Source organism: Virgibacillus sp. LDC-1 (assembly GCF_030137545.1).
In the GTDB taxonomy this organism is placed as follows: domain Bacteria; phylum Bacillota; class Bacilli; order Bacillales; family Amphibacillaceae; genus LDC-1.
The window spans coordinates 196,173-212,837 of sequence record NZ_JARUVL010000001.1; the positions used below are offsets into that span (position 1 = coordinate 196,173).

16 protein-coding genes are annotated in these 16,665 nt (G+C 37.6%); 15 read left to right on the forward strand and 1 reads right to left on the reverse strand.

Features of this window, described 5'->3' with window-relative positions; all coding sequences use genetic code 11:
• Window positions 1–36 precede the first annotated feature (36 nt).
• From QBK89_RS00900 to QBK89_RS00960, 13 genes are all read left to right on the forward strand, one after another.
• Window positions 37–474, forward strand: coding sequence for a universal stress protein (locus QBK89_RS00900; RefSeq protein WP_284139119.1), 438 nt, complete (start codon window positions 37–39; stop codon window positions 472–474).
• A 289-nt stretch (window positions 475–763) separates the two neighbouring features.
• Window positions 764–1,672, forward strand: coding sequence for a dihydrodipicolinate synthase family protein (locus QBK89_RS00905; protein WP_284139120.1), 909 nt, complete (start codon window positions 764–766; stop codon window positions 1,670–1,672).
• Between the two features lie 114 nt (window positions 1,673–1,786).
• Complete coding sequence (locus tag QBK89_RS00910; RefSeq protein ID WP_284139121.1) at window positions 1,787–3,178, forward strand: ABC transporter substrate-binding protein; 1,392 nt, start codon at window positions 1,787–1,789, stop codon at window positions 3,176–3,178.
• A gap of 88 nt (window positions 3,179–3,266) precedes the next feature.
• Window positions 3,267–4,151 (forward strand): carbohydrate ABC transporter permease, encoded by an 885-nt coding sequence (locus tag QBK89_RS00915; protein WP_284139122.1) that lies wholly within the window; start codon window positions 3,267–3,269, stop codon window positions 4,149–4,151.
• A gap of 12 nt (window positions 4,152–4,163) precedes the next feature.
• Window positions 4,164–5,006, forward strand: coding sequence for a carbohydrate ABC transporter permease (locus tag QBK89_RS00920; RefSeq protein ID WP_284139123.1), 843 nt, complete (start codon window positions 4,164–4,166; stop codon window positions 5,004–5,006).
• Between the two features lie 24 nt (window positions 5,007–5,030).
• Window positions 5,031–5,723 carry an N-acetylmannosamine-6-phosphate 2-epimerase gene (locus tag QBK89_RS00925; RefSeq protein WP_284139124.1) on the forward strand — a complete coding sequence of 231 codons (693 nt, stop codon included), beginning with the start codon at window positions 5,031–5,033 and terminating at the stop codon, window positions 5,721–5,723.
• A 37-nt stretch (window positions 5,724–5,760) separates the two neighbouring features.
• A complete protein-coding gene (locus QBK89_RS00930) occupies window positions 5,761–6,663 on the forward strand; it encodes an ROK family protein (RefSeq protein ID WP_284139125.1) in 903 nt (300 codons plus the stop codon).
• Window positions 6,660–7,514: a MurR/RpiR family transcriptional regulator gene (locus QBK89_RS00935; protein WP_284139126.1), complete on the forward strand. Its 855-nt coding sequence runs from the start codon at window positions 6,660–6,662 to the stop codon at window positions 7,512–7,514. Before QBK89_RS00930 ends, QBK89_RS00935 begins: the two co-directional genes overlap by 4 nt.
• Window positions 7,515–7,798: 284 nt before the next feature.
• The gene (locus QBK89_RS00940) at window positions 7,799–9,871 is read left to right on the forward strand and encodes a BglG family transcription antiterminator (RefSeq protein ID WP_284139127.1); all 2,073 of its coding nucleotides are present in this window, start codon (window positions 7,799–7,801) and stop codon (window positions 9,869–9,871) included.
• A 2-nt stretch (window positions 9,872–9,873) separates the two neighbouring features.
• Window positions 9,874–10,146 (forward strand): PTS sugar transporter subunit IIB, encoded by a 273-nt coding sequence (locus QBK89_RS00945; protein WP_284139128.1) that lies wholly within the window; start codon window positions 9,874–9,876, stop codon window positions 10,144–10,146.
• Window positions 10,147–10,321: 175 nt separating this feature from the next.
• Complete coding sequence (locus QBK89_RS00950; protein ID WP_284139129.1) at window positions 10,322–11,599, forward strand: PTS ascorbate transporter subunit IIC; 1,278 nt, start codon at window positions 10,322–10,324, stop codon at window positions 11,597–11,599.
• Window positions 11,600–11,601: 2 nt separating this feature from the next.
• Complete coding sequence (gene trpA / locus QBK89_RS00955; RefSeq protein ID WP_284139130.1) at window positions 11,602–12,297, forward strand: tryptophan synthase subunit alpha; 696 nt, start codon at window positions 11,602–11,604, stop codon at window positions 12,295–12,297.
• A 152-nt stretch (window positions 12,298–12,449) separates the two neighbouring features.
• Window positions 12,450–13,517, forward strand: coding sequence for a nitric oxide synthase oxygenase (locus tag QBK89_RS00960; protein ID WP_284139131.1), 1,068 nt, complete (start codon window positions 12,450–12,452; stop codon window positions 13,515–13,517).
• Window positions 13,518–13,664: 147 nt separating this feature from the next.
• On the opposite strand, the gene QBK89_RS00965 is transcribed toward QBK89_RS00960, so the two are convergent.
• On the reverse strand, window positions 13,665–14,015 hold the full coding sequence (locus QBK89_RS00965; protein WP_284139132.1) for a DUF2200 domain-containing protein: 351 nt from the start codon (window positions 14,013–14,015) through the stop codon (window positions 13,665–13,667).
• Window positions 14,016–14,194: 179 nt separating this feature from the next.
• Between QBK89_RS00965 and QBK89_RS00970 the strand changes: the two genes are divergently transcribed.
• Complete coding sequence (locus tag QBK89_RS00970; RefSeq protein WP_284139133.1) at window positions 14,195–15,049, forward strand: methyl-accepting chemotaxis protein; 855 nt, start codon at window positions 14,195–14,197, stop codon at window positions 15,047–15,049.
• An 18-nt stretch (window positions 15,050–15,067) separates the two neighbouring features.
• Window positions 15,068–16,525: an aldehyde dehydrogenase family protein gene (locus QBK89_RS00975; protein WP_284139134.1), complete on the forward strand. Its 1,458-nt coding sequence runs from the start codon at window positions 15,068–15,070 to the stop codon at window positions 16,523–16,525.
• Window positions 16,526–16,665: the final 140 nt, after the last annotated feature.

Sequence of the window (16,665 nt, forward strand, 5' to 3'; positions counted from 1 at the left end):
GAAAAGGAGGACATCTAAGCAAAGTAGGACAAAAGAATGAAGCGAATTTTAGTAGCATATGACGGGTCAAATTTAAGTAAGCGTGCACTTGAAGAAGCAAGATTGCAAGCAACAGAAAACCCTCAAGTTGAAATTCATCTCATTTCTGTTGTAACTCATGCAGGGCCAAGTACAAATAAAGCAATTGCTAGTAGCATCATGATGGAATTGGCTGAAGAAATACGCCCCATACTTAGTCTTAGTAGGATTGAGAAAGAACTAAAAGCAGAGGGGATAAAGGTAATTTCAGAAGTGATGGTTGATTACTCGCAAGGAAATCCAGGTGTCAAAGTGTGTGAATATGCAGAGAATCATCACATGGATTTGATTATCGTTGGAAGTCGTGGACTAGGAAATATGAAGTCCTTTTTCCTTGGAAGTGTGAGTAATAATGTTGTACAACATGCCAAATGTCCAGTACTCATTATGAAATAAAATAGATAGGAGCTGTTCTTCGTTAGCGGAGAGCAGCTTTTTTGGTTTTCGTAATAAGCGTAAAGAAAGTTTTTAAATAAGAGGCAGTTACTCATTGAGGTAACTGCCTCTTCATTTACTATAGATTATTATGTTGGCACTATTATTATCATAGAATCGCGGAATAATGGATATTTTTTTCATAAATATTAATTATGGAGAAAATTATTTACAAAAAATAATATGTGTGATAAGTTTGTTTTGTAAACGTTATCATTTTTTTGAACAGGAACAGGAGGATATAACAACAATGATGAATGCGAAGTTTCACGGAATTATTCCCGCCTTTTATGCTTGCTATGATGCAGATGGAGAGGTTTCAGAAAAGCGAACAAAAGCGTTTGTAAACTACCTAACAAACAAAGGTGTTCGAGGGCTTTATGTAGGTGGTAGTTCTGGAGAATGTATATATCATAGCTTAGAAGAAAGAAAAAAAACGCTCCAATATGTAGCGGAAGAAGCAAAAGAAGGACTTACATTAATTGCCCATGTTGGTGCGCCATCAACGAAGGACAGTGTTGAACTTGCGAAATATGCTGAGACATTAGGGTATGATGCATTATCTGCGATTCCTCCGATTTATTATAAGCTTCCTGAAAGTGCGATTGATAAATATTGGGAAGCAATTATAGAAGCAACGGAATTGCCTTTTATTATTTATAACATTCCACAAACAACAGGGTATCATTTATCGCTTTCCTTATTTCAACGAATGCTCCGAAACAAAAAAGTAATTGGGGTGAAAAATTCTTCCATGCCAGTGTTAGACATTGAGCGTTTTAAAACGACTGGTGGTGAGAACTTTATCGTCTTTAATGGACCAGATGAACAATTTGTTTCAGGAAGATTAATTGGAGCAGACAGCGGAATTGGTGGAACGTATGCAGTGATGCCTGAGTTGTATTTAAAAGCAGATGAATATGTACAGGCAGGACAATTTGATAAAGCTAGAGCAATTCAACAATCGATCAATGATATTATTATTGCTTTAACATCATTGGATGGGAATATGTATGCCGTCATTAAAGCATGCCTCAACTTACGTGGCATAGAACTAGGAGGAGTTCGTGCTCCTTTAGAGGAAGTAGCTCAGCATGAAGCACAGAAAATAAAAGAAATTAATCAAATGATCGATCAAGCTATCCAAATGTATCAATAAAACCGGCGTGCTTCGATTAATTATAGGAGGTGATGAGAAAAGGGGGGAGAGCTAAAGAGAAGAATGGAAAGAAAAAAGTATGAAAAAAGTTTGAGGATTAAGGAGGATTATACATTGAAAAAATTAGGATTGGCTTTATTTAGTATTGTTTTATTATTATCTCTGCTTACTGCTTGTGGAAATGACGATAAAGAAGCTGATAAAGGAAAAACCGATGGGAAAGATACGGTCGAAATTTCTTTATGGCTCACACCACAATGGAAAGGTGTTATCGATTCTTCGGAAGAAGGTGCAGACTTTGACAGTTTCTTTAAGTATGCTGCTGAGAAATTTTCCGAGCAGTATGATAAGCATGATGTGAAAGTAAATGTAGAAGTAATTGCTGGTGATCAGCGTGATGAAATGTTAAACGTTAATTTAAATGGTGGCACACCTCCAGATATTTTCTTTGAAAGCGTATTCGCAATGGGGGATTACGCACATCGCGGTGCTCTTGCTCCTTTGAATGATATTGTTGATGATGAAGCGAAACAGGATATCGAACAAAGCTTCTGGGATACGGTAACATTTGGAGAAGATATCTATTTTTATCCGTTCTCACATATGCCAGGTACATTAGTTTATAACGCAGATATGTTTAAAGCGGCAGGACTTGAAAAGTATGTCGGGAGTGCGGATGCAATTCAAACATGGACATTGGATGAATATGAAACGATTTTAAAAGAACTAAAGGCGAACACACCAGAGGATAAATATTCGAACGCGTATCCAATGGGATTATATGCATTGAATAATCAAGGTGATACATGGAACTTAGCTTATTTAAGAATGTTTGGAAGCCCTTTCTTTGATGATGAAGGAAATATTGTTTTGGCAGATGAAAAAGGGACAAAGGCTGCAGCATGGCTAAAGGATATGTATGACGAGGGTCTTACGAATCCGGGAGCGGAGTCTGTTTCCTCGAATGATGTAAATGCAATGTTCCAAAATCAACAATTAGGCGTTAGCTTCACAAACTCTGTATTGTACAACAACATTAAAGCTGATATGGCTAGTGGAAATGTGCCTGAATTCGATGCTCGACTTGCAAATATTCCGTCTGAAAGCGGAGATCCACTTTCATTCACCTATGTAACAGGTGCTTCTATTTTTGATACAGGAGACAAAACAAGAATGGAAGTTAGTAAAGACTTTGTGAAGTTCTTCTCTTCTGATCCGGAGCTTGTTAAAGCTTCGAAGAACGGTGTACCAGTAAGAAAATCAGTCGTCGAAGAATTTAAGGGTGAAAATCCATTGTTTGCTGCATATGAAGCGAACTCACAATATATGTTTAGCTTCACAGGAAATGTTCCTGGTTACAATGAGTTAAGACAGGTTTTATATCCAGAGCTTCAAGCATTATATACAGGTGAAAAATCGCCAGAAGAAGCTGTGAAGGATTATCAGAAAAAAGGAAACAATGTAATCGAAAAAGCGAAGGAAGACTCTGTCATCTATAACAAATAATCTATGAGGCACTGGGACAAAGGAATTTATCTTTGATATAAATGCTTTTCTTTTGTCTCATCCTCTCATAGTTTTATTGGAAAGGTAAATGATGCGTATGAAAAACAACATGCACGCTTTAAAGCGTAATTTAACAGGGTATCTATTCATTTCACCACAGCTATTATTTTTCATGGTTTTTCTTGTGTATCCGATATTCGAAGGAATTCGTTTAAGCTTATATAAAATCAATTACGGCAACATGACATTCATTGGCTTTGATAATTACAAGGCACTGTTTCAAGATGAAGTGTTTATAAAATCAGCGGTAAACACAGTTGTATTTGTTATTTGTATTGTAGCATTAACCGTTGTGTTTGCTTTGTTTGTGGCTTCAGCTATTTTTGATAAAAACGCTAAATATGTTTCGTTTATTCGGGGGAGCTATTATATTCCGGTTATGGTATCCATGGTCGTTATGAGTATGATTTGGAGTTTTTTATTGAATCCTTCCAATGGACTTATACCATTTTTAGCTAGACAAATGGAATTGCCTGTCGTAAATTTTCTCGGGGATAAGGATCTCGTCTTACCCGTCATCATTTTTGTAACATTCGCCACAAATGTCGGTCAAGCAATTATCCTTTATATAGCAGCTATGATAGGCGTGCCAAGGGATATTTTTGAAGCCGCTGAGGTAGATGGTGCAAGCCGCATTCGTGTTATTTTTAAGATTTTGATCCCGTTAGTAAAACCTACAACGATTTATATCATCATTATCAATATCATCAATGTGCTAAAAATATTCGTCGTTATTCAGCTCCTCACAGGTGGAGGACCAAACAATGCCTCTACGACATTAATGTACTTCTTGTACAATAATGCATTTAAATACAATCAACTAGGCATCGCATCATCTGTAGGTGTGATTATGTTCGCCATTGCGATGGTGCTTTCGATTCCACAGCTACGTGCCATGTTTAAAACGAACTAGAGGTGAAATGAAATGTTGAAACGCAAAAATAAATTAAAACAGGAAAAATTCGATATTACAGCAAATGTGATTGTGCTATTTTTTGCGATATTAAGTTTATTTCCATTATATTGGCTCGTTACAAGCTCATTTAAAAACAGTGCAGCAGTTGTGAAAATGCCACCAGATTGGTTTCCGAAGACCTTTAACTTTCAAAATTATATCGATGTTTTCAGCAATCAGCCTGCACTGAAATGGGCAATGAACAGTGTGATTGTTTCGCTTGTTGCTACGGTAGCATTAATTATTGTTAGCTCCTTAGCAGCCTATGCATTTTCTAAGCTACAATTCAAAGGAAAAAATGTTATTTTCATTATTTTTATTTCGAGTTTAATGGTTCCAAAAGAAGTGATGATCGTTCCGTTATATCGTATTGTTGATCAGCTTGGTATGGTTAACTCGCTACATGGCATGATATGGCCGAATGTTGCTACGGCTTTTGGTGTGTTTTTATTAAAGGGATTCTTCGATAGTATTCCAGATTCATTGCGTGAATCAGCAAAAATGGATGGCGCAAGTGAGTTTCGAACCTTCTTTAAGATTATGCTACCGATTGTAAAACCAGGAATTGGTGCACTATTTATCCTTTACTTTGTGCAAGTATGGAATGACTATGTGTGGCAGTTAGTTATCGGACAAGAGGAAGGCGTAAAAACATTGATGGTAGGAACAGCGACATTAATGCAAGATTTAAATCCAAACTTCGCATATAAGATGGCTGGGGCCACCGTCGCCGCAATTCCAATGCTCGTCATTTTTCTTTTCTTCCAACGTTACTTTACACGAGGAATTTCGATAGGTGCAGAAAAAGGATAATCTAAAATTATGGAGATGCATGTGATGACAACAAATGAACAAATACTACAATCTATCCAGCATGAATTAATCGTTTCCTGTCAAGCTCTACCCGAAGAACCATTGCATAGTCCGTTTATTATGGCAAGAATGGCACAGGCAGCGCGCTTAGGTGGAGCAAAAGGTATACGGGCAAATGGAATTGATGATATTCGTGCTATTAAACAAGTGGTTGCATTACCAATCATTGGTATAATAAAGAAAACATATGAAGGTTCTGACGTGTTTATTACGCCAACTGAAGAAGAGGTAGAGCTGCTTCACCAGGAGGGAGTAGATATTATTGCAATGGATGCGACCGACCGAGTTAGACCAGGAGGACAGCGAATACGAGATGTTTTTCCAGCGTTTCGTGCAACGTATCCCGATCAGTTGTTTATGGCTGATTGCTCTAGCTATGAAGAAGCAAAAGAGGCTTATGAATTGGGTTTTGATTTAGTGGGGACAACCTTGTGTGGATACACCACGCAAACAAAAGGAGTTTCCCTTCCTGACATCCACTTGATTAAACAGATGGCACGTGATATTCCGATTCCAGTCATTGCAGAGGGTGGCATATGGACACCGGACGATTTAAGTAATGTATATGAAAGTGGTGCGTATAGTGCGGTTGTTGGAACTGCGATTACGAGACCAAAAGAAATTACGGAACGATTTGTTCGTGCCATTAAATCCTAGCAGAACGATGATATTTCCTTGAAAAGGAATGAGCATTATGAAATTATTAGGAATTGATATTGGGGGGACTGCAATCAAGGTTGGCCTCGCAAATGAACATGGGGAAATTTCGCTTTTTAAAGAATATGCCTCTGAAAGCAAAAAGGGTGGCGAATATATGATTCAGAAGGTGATGCGTATCATCACCGAAATGAATACGGTAGACGCCATTGGAATAAGTACTGCAGGTCAAGTAAACCACCAGGACGGTTCCATCCTTTATGCAAATGATAATATTCCAGGCTATACCGGAATGCCATTAAAAGAGCTGCTTGAGGATCGCTTCGGTGTTCCGGTAATGGTTGAGAATGATGTAAATGCTGCTGCGATGGGTGAGTATTATTTTGGAAATACACATAGGCGAGATGACTTCTTATTTTTAACGTATGGAACAGGGATTGGTGGAGCGCTTTTTTTAAATGGTCGATTATACCACGGAAATGATGGGATAGCAGGTGAATTCGGACATCTCATTACACATCCGTCAGGGGCGCTTTGTAATTGTGGGAGGTATGGTTGTTATGAAGCCTATGCTTCGACAACAGCATTGATTAATAAAGCAAAATTGGTAGATAAAAGTTATGATAATGGTAGAATTATTTTTGAGGGATATCAGCAAGGAGATGTTTCATTACAGCAGCTCATCGTGGATTGGATTTATGAGGTAGCACTTGGATTAACTTCTTTAATTCATATTTTTAATCCTCCATCTATTATTATCGGAGGTGGAATTATGGAGCAGGATGTCCTTGTTAAACAAGTATCCTTTCAAGTAAAACAAATGATTATGGATAGCTTTTCAAACGTGCAAATACAAAAAGCTTCTCTTGGTAATAAAGCAGGTGTGCTGGGTGCAATCGCTCTTCACTTAGCGAGAGAAGTTAGAAGGAGTATGCTATGACGAAGACGGATATTTTTTCACTCATCCAAACGAGATATCGTTCGTTTACAAATACGGAGAAGAAAGTAGCCGATTATATTTGTGAGCATACGAAGGATGTCATATACATGTCCATCACAGACCTTGCTGAAGCATGCCAAGTTGGTGAATCTAGTGTCTTTCGGTTTTGTAAATCGATGAATTTTAAAGGCTATCAAGAATTTAAGATTGCCATGGCACATACCATTTCCATGGCAGATGAAACACCACAGCTTACAAGTGAAATTACGATGCAGGATACAATTGAGGAGCTTTCTGCCAAAATATTATCTACAACAATCAATGCCCTTACCCAAACACATAATTTAGCAAATGATGCAGACATTTCGAAAGCAATTGATTGGATGGTTGAAGCAGAGCGTATTCACTTTTTTGGTGTCGGTGCATCACTAATGACCGCGATGGAAGGTAAAAATAAGTTTATGCGTATTACGAATAAAACGGAATGTTCATTTGACTCTCACCTTCAAGTGATGTCAGCTGTATTAATGTCCAACAAGGATGTTGCAATTTTAATTTCCTATTCTGGTTCAACAAAGGACACATTAGAAGTAGCAAAGATAGCGAGAGAAAGAGGCGTGAAAGTCATCTCGTTAACAAGGTTTGCTAAATCACCACTAACGAGTTATTCCGATATTACATTACTTTGCGGTGCAAATGAAGGGCCACTTCAAGGTGGCAGTCTTTCTGCCAAAATATCACAGCTTTACTTGTTAGATGTGCTCTACGCAGAGTATTTTAAGCGGACACATGAACAATCTATTCGTAATAAAGAAAGTACGGCAAAATCTGTTATTGAAAAGCTTCTATAACACATACCCTAACCAATTCCAATGGTTAGGGGTTTTATTGCTTTAAAAATGGTAAGAAAGGAATCTTTTTTTTAACTAACATCTTTCTTTTTCATATTATAATAGGATTGGATCAGCAAAAAGGCGGATCAAAAGGAAGTTTTCCTTTGGTCTGCCTTTTTTAATATATTTTAGTTTGCAGGTTAAACTTGCAAGACTTTAACGAATGATTGCAAATTGTTTTGCAAGAAATTGGTCTTGGTACGTTTTTTTGTAGTTCGTATAATGAAATTGAGGTGGAGGCAATGAATCAACGTGCAAGAGATCTGGTTTTGCTATTCATGGATAATGATCAATATTTTACCGTAAGCCAGCTTTCAGACCACTTTTCTGTTAGTCAGCGGACAATGTATAACGATTTAATGGAGGTAGATGAATTTCTAGAAAAGCATCACCTTTCTGCATTAGAGCGTCAAAAAGGGATTGGCGTGAGGCTGAATTTGGAAAATGGCGAGAAGCAAGTAATTAAAGAGTTTCTTGATCATGAGGATTTTACTTTTCATACTCCAGAAGAACGCAAATATCGAGCACTGCATTATCTATTAATTCAGCATGAGCATGTAACCATTGATCAAGTGTCAAATTTCCTTAAAGTATCTCGAAATACCGTTATTAATGATATGAAGCTACTGAAAGAGTGGTTGGCTTCGTTTCAATTATCATTAACGTCATATCCTTATAAAGGATTAAAGGTTGAAGGAACAGAACTTTCTATTCGAAAAGCATTGCTTGCTGTTTATCGTCAAGAGCAAAAGCATCGATTTCAAATTTCGAACGAAGAGCGAATAATGTTAAGTGGAATTCTCTCAAAGGAAGAAATTAATCAGCTTGCAAGCATGATAGATGTAGTAGAAAATGAGCTGCAAATTATTCTTTCTGATCATTCTTATTTTCGCGTAATGCTCCATCTTGGAATGGCAATCGCACGAGTAAAACAGAACTGCACGCTAGAAAAAGGTACAGTAGCGGAAAGTATTCAGGAAACACGTGAATACGAAGTGGCCTGTATCGTGAAGAAAGAAATTGACCGTGTGTTTCAGATTGATTTTCCAAAGAATGAAATCGTTTACTTCGCTGCGCAGTTAGTTAGCAGTAGCTTGCAGGATACGAATCATTTTGGAAATATAAATGATCAATGGCTTCCACTACAAATTGTAACACGTACGTTTATAAAGGCGCTAGAGAATGTGTTTAATGTCCCTTTACTAGAAGATGCTCAATTATTTAATGGATTGTTAGCGCATCTACGACCTGCTCTATATCGAATCAGAAATGGTTCAACGATTGATAATCCAGTATTGAGTCAAATTCGTGAGAACTATAGCTTTGTGCATCATAAGGTGATGAAGTCACTTACTGTTATGGAGGCAGAGTTAAATGTAATTTTTAATGAAGACGAAGCTTCCTTTATAACGATGTATGTAACAGCAGCTTTAGAAAGACAAAAGAAGCAAACAAAAAGAACGCCGATCGCTATCATTGTTTGTGATACCGGTACAAGCACTTCACAGATGCTTGCCACACAGCTGAAAAGCTTATTTCATATTCGAGTGCTAGGAGCATTTCCGGCACGACAGGCAAGTGAAATCGTGGCAAAGGAATTAGTGGATGTAGTCATTACGACCGTACCTCTGAAAATGGAGAATACGCAAATTCTTAAAGTAAGTCCATTACTTACCAAAGAAGATATTCAGAAGCTTACATTGCTATTCGACAAGCTAGAGGGTCCTGAATTACTTGTACAGGATATTCTGCATATTATTTATCCGTTTTGTACAATTCATGATCCATTGGCGCTTCATGAGCGATTACAGGACTATTTTCAACGTGATGAAAAAGAGACAGCCAAAATAGAGAGGAGAATAAATCCTGTGTTAATAGAAGTGTTAAATGAGAACTTAATTGAAACACAAGCTTTAATTACAGATAGAGATGAAGCGGTTAGACGAAGTGGTGAATTGCTTTATCAAAATGACTTAATCGAGCCTTCGTACATTGACGCGATGGTTGATAATGTCCATGAAAATGGAACATATATCGTCATTGCTCCTGGAATTGCAATGCCACATGCTAGACCGGAGTATGGTGCAAAAGATATTGGATTTAGTATCGTGACGTTAAAAGAGCCAATTCGATTTGGACATCGAACCAATGACCCGGTAAAAATCGTGATCGGTTTTTGTGCCATTGATCATGAAACCCATTTAACTGCGTTATCTGAACTAGTTGGTGTATTAAATCAAGAAGAAAAGCTAGAGGCGATATTACAGGCAACAACACCTCAACAATTAATGAAAATATTTAAAGGGGAGGAATAATAATGTTATCTATTGTAACGGTTTGTGGAGCTGGTGTGGGAAGTAGTATGATGCTCCGTCTTTATGCACAACAAGTATTAACAGAAGAAGGGATTTCAGCAACAGTGGATGCATCCGACATTGGTTCGGTCCGCGCAGATGATTATGACGTAGTTATTACAACTTCTGATTTTGCTGATATTCTCCGTAATTCGCGAGCAAAGGTGTTGCGAATTGATAATATGATGGACAAAGAGCTATTGCGATCCGAGCTTTTAAAAGCAATAAACGAATAAATAGAAGTGTAAATGGGAGTTTTTGTTCGGAAGTCATATATGACCAGCAAAAGCTTCCAAAATAAAATAAATAGAAGACGTATGTCAGTTATCTTAGATAGTTCTAATATGTGAAAAATGTTCAAAAATATTTCGTTATTAAATACCATTAAATCTATTAAAGGAGCGAGCACACATGGACTTTATCATGTATCTTATTGATAACATATTTAGCCAGGCTGTATTTGTAATTGGTATTGTCGTCATTATTGGTTTATTGGTTCAGAAAAAGGGCTTTGATTCGATTGTATCTAGTACCATTAAAACAATGATTGGTTTTTTACTTATTAATACAGGTGCACAGTCGTTAGGGATTTCCTTACTGCCGTTGCAGCCAATGCTTAGTAAAGTATTTCGTTTAGAAGCCGAAATTCCTACGCTTGCAGAGGCGCAAATGGAGAGCTTTGTTCAAATTGGAACAGAAATGGCACTTATTTTTGCTTTAGGATTTATTATTCATATTTTATTTGCGCGAATAACACCATTTAAATACGTACATCTTTCTGCACATGTATCTTTCTTCTATGCTGGTTTAATTGCAGCGTTATTAAAATTTGGTACGAATATGGGATTTGTTCCACTTGTTTTAACAGGGTCTCTAATTCTCGGTTTTTATTTAACCTTTACATGTGCTTATGTGGCACCGTTAATGAAAAATGTAAAAGGTGGAGAAGGATTTACGCTTGGCCATTCAAGCTCTAGTGGTGTTTGGATTGCTGCTAAGCTTGGCGGACTTTTTGGAAATAAAAAGCGTGATTTAGAGGATATTAAAATTCCTAAAAGCTTAAACTTCTTACGTGAAATGACTATTGCGTTGACGGTAATTATGTTTTTAATGTTCTTAATTGTATCGATTATATCTGGTCCAAGTTGGATTATGGAAAATATTAGTGATGGAAGAGATATAATCTCATTCTCACTTTTAAATGGTTTACAGTTCGGTTTATGGATTACGGTTATTTTAGCTGGTGTGCGGATGCTTCTAGCAGAAATAATTCCTGCTTTCCATGGCATTGCGGATAAGATCATTCCGAATGCAAAGCCAGGATTAGATGTTCCGTTGTTATTTCCAAATTATCCAACATCGGTTATTGTCGGTTTTCTCACTAGCTTAGTTGCTGGATTTGTAGGTATGGTTTTTCTAGCAATGATTGATTATCCAATTGCTGTATTCCCAGCATTAATTCCTACCTTCTTTACTGGTGCGGTAACTGCAATTTTTGGGAATTCTACTGGTGGGATTCGTGGAGCATTGATTGGTTCCTTTACAAACGGATTGATCTTAATAATAGGACAGGCATTATTGCTCCCTCATATTGGTTCATATGCATCAATTATGCGGATTTTAAGTGAAACAGACTATGCTTTATATGGTCCATTGTTAGGAATGTTTCTTAAGCTGATAGGAGGGTAATCATGAAAAAGCTTGCACTTTATCTACCATGCTGCTATCCAAATGAAGCTCGTTTTTTTGAGATTTTAACTCTGATGGATCAATATCAGGTTGACGTACTTGAATTAGGGGTTCCTGTTAAGGATGCGCACATGGATGGAGCAGTCATCCAAGAAAGTCATAAGCAGGTGCTTTCACAAGGCTTTAATGAGGAATATTTTGTTGAAATCCTTCAGCGAATCAAAGAAGCATTTTCCTTTCAGATTGTATTAATGACGTATAAAGAGGGATTGGAAAGCTATCGCTTACTCCATGAAAAGCAGCATTTATTTGATGGGTTACTTTGTGTTGATCAAGCACTAACGGTGGAAGATTTTCCAGCACCAATTCAATTGTATAATGAAGAAACATCTGAGGATGAAATGGTCAAGCAATTGGAAAACAATCGGCTGTTTGCATATTGTATGAGTGGGATCGGAAAAACAGGTAGCTTTGAAAAGGTTCCCACAAATTATATCGATACAATAAAGCGAATTCGTAATTATAGCAGCATTCCTGTTTATGTAGGGTTTGGAATAAAAGAAAGAGAAGATGTCTCCCTTGTGTATCAAAATGGAGCAGATGGAGCGATTATTGGTTCTCATTTTGTAAAAAAGGTAAGAGACTGCACATTACAAGAAATCGGTGCGTATATAAAAGAACTGAAGAGCATATCATAAGGGACGCTTTTGCGTCTCTTTTTTTCATTCTTCCTTTCATTTTTAATCCCGCGTATAAATTGGAGTAAACCCCATTGAAAGTCTTTATCTACCATATATTTTCTTTCATTTGCTATGATGGTGGAAGAAGATATATTTAAGGAGCACCAACTATGAATAATTCAGAACTATTTAACGAAGCAAAGCAATTTTTAGAGCAATATTATATGGAAACCAATAAATCTAAAGCACTACTTAATGAGCGCCTCTCTACAGTAAAAGCTATGATTGCGAAGGAAGGCTCTTATGAGCATACAATAGACGAATTAACCTATGGTGCACGGGTAGCATGGCGAAATTCTAATCGTTGTATCGGACGATTGTTTTGGGACCGGTTGGAAGTAGTAGATGCACGTCATGTCACGTCAAGTGAAGAAGTATTTCCATATTTAGTTCAGCATATTGAAAAGGCGACGAATGCTGGAAAGATTAAACCGATGATTACTGTGTTTCCACCAGCAAGTCATAATAAGCGATTGAAAATATGGAACCATCAATTATTGCGCTATGCAGGCTATGAAACCGAAAATGAGATTATCGGTGATCCCGACTCGATTCCCTTTACGAAAATGTGTGAACAGCTTGGCTGGCAAGGAAAGCGCAGTTATTTTGATTTATTACCCCTTGTTATTCAATGGAATGATGAAACACCAGTTTATGTTGAAATTCCGAAAGAAATTATAATGGAAGTGCCGATCGAACATCAAGAATATAACCTGTTTGGCGATCTCGAAGTAAAGTGGTATGCGGTGCCAATTATTTCGGATATGCGACTTGAAATAGGCGGGTTACAATATACTGCAGCTCCATTCAATGGCTGGTATATGGGAACAGAAATCGGTGCTAGAAATCTAGCAGATGAAAAACGATATCATTTATTGCCGCTAATAGCCGATCAAATGGGTCTCAATCGCAATAAAGCTCGAAGCCTATGGAAGGATCGAGCATTGGTAGAGCTTAATGCCGCTGTATTAGATTCTTTTCAGAAGCATGGTGTAACCGTTGTTGATCATCATACTGCAGCAAAGCAATTTAGCGTATTTGAACGAAAAGAGCAGGAAGCAGGACGAGAACTAACAGGAAAATGGTCATGGCTTGTTCCGCCACTTTCTCCAGCAACGACGCATATGTTTCATCGTCCATACAGTAATACGATTAAAAAACCGAATTATTTTAAGTAACTTGGAAATCCTGGGAAAAACGCATGCCTACTGCGAAAAGGGAATAATTTTCTGCCGCGTTCTTTGCCAGTACTATTTCATACCAATAAGTCTTGAAACAAGAGCAATGGAGAGAAAATTACACCACCACATATTACAAAGAATCGATTAGTTTCGTAAAATCTTCTCCATTGCTTTTCCTTTTGCTAACTCATCAATAAGCTTATCCAAATAGCGGATTTCTTGCATCGTTGGTTCTTCAATATTCTCCACTCGAACACCACAGATTACCCCTTTGATTAAAGCGCGCGAAGGATTTAGATTAGGAGCTTCCGCAAAGAAAGTCTCAAAATCTGTCTGTTTTTCCAATTGTGCTTCTAACGCTTTCTGGCTATAGCCTGTTAACCAGCCGATGATTTCATCTACTTCTGTTTTTGTACGGCCTTTTCGCTCTGCCTTCGTGACATAATGGGGATAGACACTTGCGAAAGGCATTGTATATATCCGATGTTTAGTCATGATACACCCTCCTTCATCCGTTTTTCTGGAAATATCGTACCAGTAATTAATAATTTATGATTATTCATATAAATAATGATAGTTCAGAAGCTATTTAGAAAAACTGTTAAATTTAGGTTCATTATACACGACAGTATGTCGATATAAAAGAAGAATACAACATAATGGAGGTACACAAGATGACGATGGAAACGCAGGAACAGCATTCGCTTTTAGAAGCATTTGTGAAAGTCGCACCATTTCTTCAAACATTAGTTAATGATGATATTACGGTTGGAATTTATGACACGGAGAAGCTAGTAATCAACTTTCCCGCTAAAAGCTTTTCCTTAAATGTGAATCCGGGAGATCCTTTAATGGAAGGAGATATCGTGACAGCTGCTATAAGAAATAATGAGAACATGGCAGCAGCAGTTCCGCCGGAGCTTTTTGGTGTACATCTTATTGCTCGTGCTATTCCATTACATGACGAAGCTGGTAATGTGATTGGTGGAGTTGGAATTGGAAGCAGTATTGAACATGCACAAAGACTATCTGATATTTCATCAAATCTATCAACTGTCATGGAAGATGTGACGAAAACAATTATTGAAATGTCACAATCCATTACAGAGCTTGCTGAAAATATGACGATTGTTTCGAATCAAGCTGAAGAAGTTACTACGAGTGCAGGAACAATTGAAGAGGTTTCGAATGTTGTAAAAGAAATTGCAGATCAGAGTAATTTACTTGGACTGAATGCAGCAATCGAATCAGCACGAGCTGGGGAACACGGAAGAGGTTTTTCCATCGTTGCGGATGAAATTCGAAAAATGGCGGTTAACTCAAAGCAGCAAGTTACCGAGATTCAGGCAATTACAAAGAAAATAAAAAGTGATATTAGTGACTTAAACAAACATACAAGAGAAGTGAACACGGAATCTGACAGTCAATCTGCTGCAATTGAACAACTATCGGCAACCATGGAAGAAATAAATGCAAATGTACATACGCTAGCAAGCTTGGCAAAGCAAAATGTTCAAATCGACAACTAAACTTCGGAGGGATTACAAATGAATTTTACACAACTTGAAGGACAGTATATTGCTGGAGAATGGCGAGACGGAAATAGCGAACGTGCAATGGAGAATCGCAATCCTTATAATGGAAAGCTAATTGCTACATACAAGGCTGCTACTATTCAAGATTTAGATGCTGCTTATGTTTCTGCTCAAACGGTTCAGAAAGAATGGGCTCGCGTTAATCCGGTTAATCAACGTGAAGTATTTGAACGTGCGGTTGCTTATATAGAGGAACAGCATGAATCTATTGTTGATGTTATTATTGAAGAAATTGGTGGAACAAGATTAAAGGCAGAATTTGAGATCGGATTAGTTAAGAATATGCTAAAGGAAGCAGCAACATTTCCATTTCGAATGGAAGGAAAAATTATGCCATCTCCAATTGATCATAAAGAAAACCGCGTGTATCGTGTTCCAATTGGCGTGGTAGGTGTCATTAGTCCATTTAACTTTCCATTTTTTCTCTCAATGAAATCTGTTGCACCAGCGTTAGCGGCAGGGAATGGTGTTGTTTTAAAGCCGCATGAGCATACTGCTATTACAGGCGGTACGATGATTGCAAAGATTTTTGAAGCAGCTGGACTACCAAAAGGACTGTTAAATGTTGTAACAACAGAGATAGCTGAAATAGGGGATCGCTTTGTTGAACATCCAATTCCGAGAGCAATTTCTTTTACAGGCTCTACCGCTATCGGAAAGCATATTGGTGCATTAGCTGGAAAACATTTAAAAGAGGTTCATTTGGAGCTTGGAGGGAACAGTGCATTAATCGTATTAGATGATGCCGATATCGATCTTGCGGTAAGTGCTGCTGTATTCAGTCGTTTTACACACCAGGGGCAAATTTGTATGTCAGCAAATCGCCTAGTTGTTCATGAAAAAATATATGATGAATTCGTAGAAAAGTATATTGCCAAAGTTTCTACACTTACATGTGGTGACCCACGCGATGCAAATACAATTATTGGTCCATTGATTAATGAACGCCAAGTTAATAATACGGTGGCAATTGTTGAAAAAGCGTTGAGTGAAGGAGCTACGCCATTGTTGAAGGGCAAGGTAGATGGCAATACGATGGAACCTGTTGTTTTTGGAAATGTTACAACAGAAATGACATTGGCAAAAGAAGAATTATTTGCTCCGGTAATTTCCATTATGAAAGCGTCCAGCGATGAGGAAATATTACGTCTTGTTAACGACACGCCATATGGCTTAAGTGGAGCGGTTCATACGAAAGATGTTGAACGGGGTGCTGAATTAGCGAAGCAAATGGATACTGGTATGATTCACATCAATGATGGAACAATTAATGATGAGCCTAATGTAGCCTTTGGTGGAATGAAGCATTCAGGTGTGGGACGCTTAAATGGCGAATGGAGTTTAGATGCGTTTACTACATTTAAATGGATCTCCGTTCAACATGTAAAGCGGCAATATCCATATTCGTAACAGGTGCTATATAGTATCACTCGAGAGGGACTTCTGAAAGGAAGTTTCCTCTTTTTTTTTTTTGCACACTGAACTTGAATTTATTGTTTTTGATAGCCTATTTCGCTACAATATATAAGAACATTTATTCTTATAATAAA

Excerpts from the sequence above, each read along its gene's own strand:
- QBK89_RS00935 (WP_284139126.1), top strand. The coding sequence starts at position 6,660 with ATGACGAAGACGGATATTTTTTCACTCATCCAAACGAGATATCGTTCG.
- QBK89_RS00930 (WP_284139125.1), top strand. The coding sequence starts at position 5,761 with ATGAAATTATTAGGAATTGATATTGGGGGGACTGCAATCAAGGTTGGC.
- QBK89_RS00975 (WP_284139134.1), top strand. The coding sequence starts at position 15,068 with ATGAATTTTACACAACTTGAAGGACAGTATATTGCTGGAGAATGGCGA.
- QBK89_RS00940 (WP_284139127.1), top strand. The coding sequence starts at position 7,799 with ATGAATCAACGTGCAAGAGATCTGGTTTTGCTATTCATGGATAATGAT.
- QBK89_RS00965 (WP_284139132.1), bottom strand. The coding sequence starts at position 14,015 with ATGACTAAACATCGGATATATACAATGCCTTTCGCAAGTGTCTATCCC.
- QBK89_RS00920 (WP_284139123.1), top strand. The coding sequence starts at position 4,164 with ATGTTGAAACGCAAAAATAAATTAAAACAGGAAAAATTCGATATTACA.
- trpA (WP_284139130.1), top strand. The coding sequence starts at position 11,602 with ATGAAAAAGCTTGCACTTTATCTACCATGCTGCTATCCAAATGAAGCT.
- QBK89_RS00970 (WP_284139133.1), top strand. The coding sequence starts at position 14,195 with ATGACGATGGAAACGCAGGAACAGCATTCGCTTTTAGAAGCATTTGTG.
- QBK89_RS00960 (WP_284139131.1), top strand. The coding sequence starts at position 12,450 with ATGAATAATTCAGAACTATTTAACGAAGCAAAGCAATTTTTAGAGCAA.
- QBK89_RS00915 (WP_284139122.1), top strand. The coding sequence starts at position 3,267 with ATGATGCGTATGAAAAACAACATGCACGCTTTAAAGCGTAATTTAACA.
- QBK89_RS00945 (WP_284139128.1), top strand. The coding sequence starts at position 9,874 with ATGTTATCTATTGTAACGGTTTGTGGAGCTGGTGTGGGAAGTAGTATG.
- QBK89_RS00925 (WP_284139124.1), top strand. The coding sequence starts at position 5,031 with ATGACAACAAATGAACAAATACTACAATCTATCCAGCATGAATTAATC.
- QBK89_RS00950 (WP_284139129.1), top strand. The coding sequence starts at position 10,322 with ATGGACTTTATCATGTATCTTATTGATAACATATTTAGCCAGGCTGTA.
- QBK89_RS00900 (WP_284139119.1), top strand. The coding sequence starts at position 37 with ATGAAGCGAATTTTAGTAGCATATGACGGGTCAAATTTAAGTAAGCGT.
- QBK89_RS00905 (WP_284139120.1), top strand. The coding sequence starts at position 764 with ATGATGAATGCGAAGTTTCACGGAATTATTCCCGCCTTTTATGCTTGC.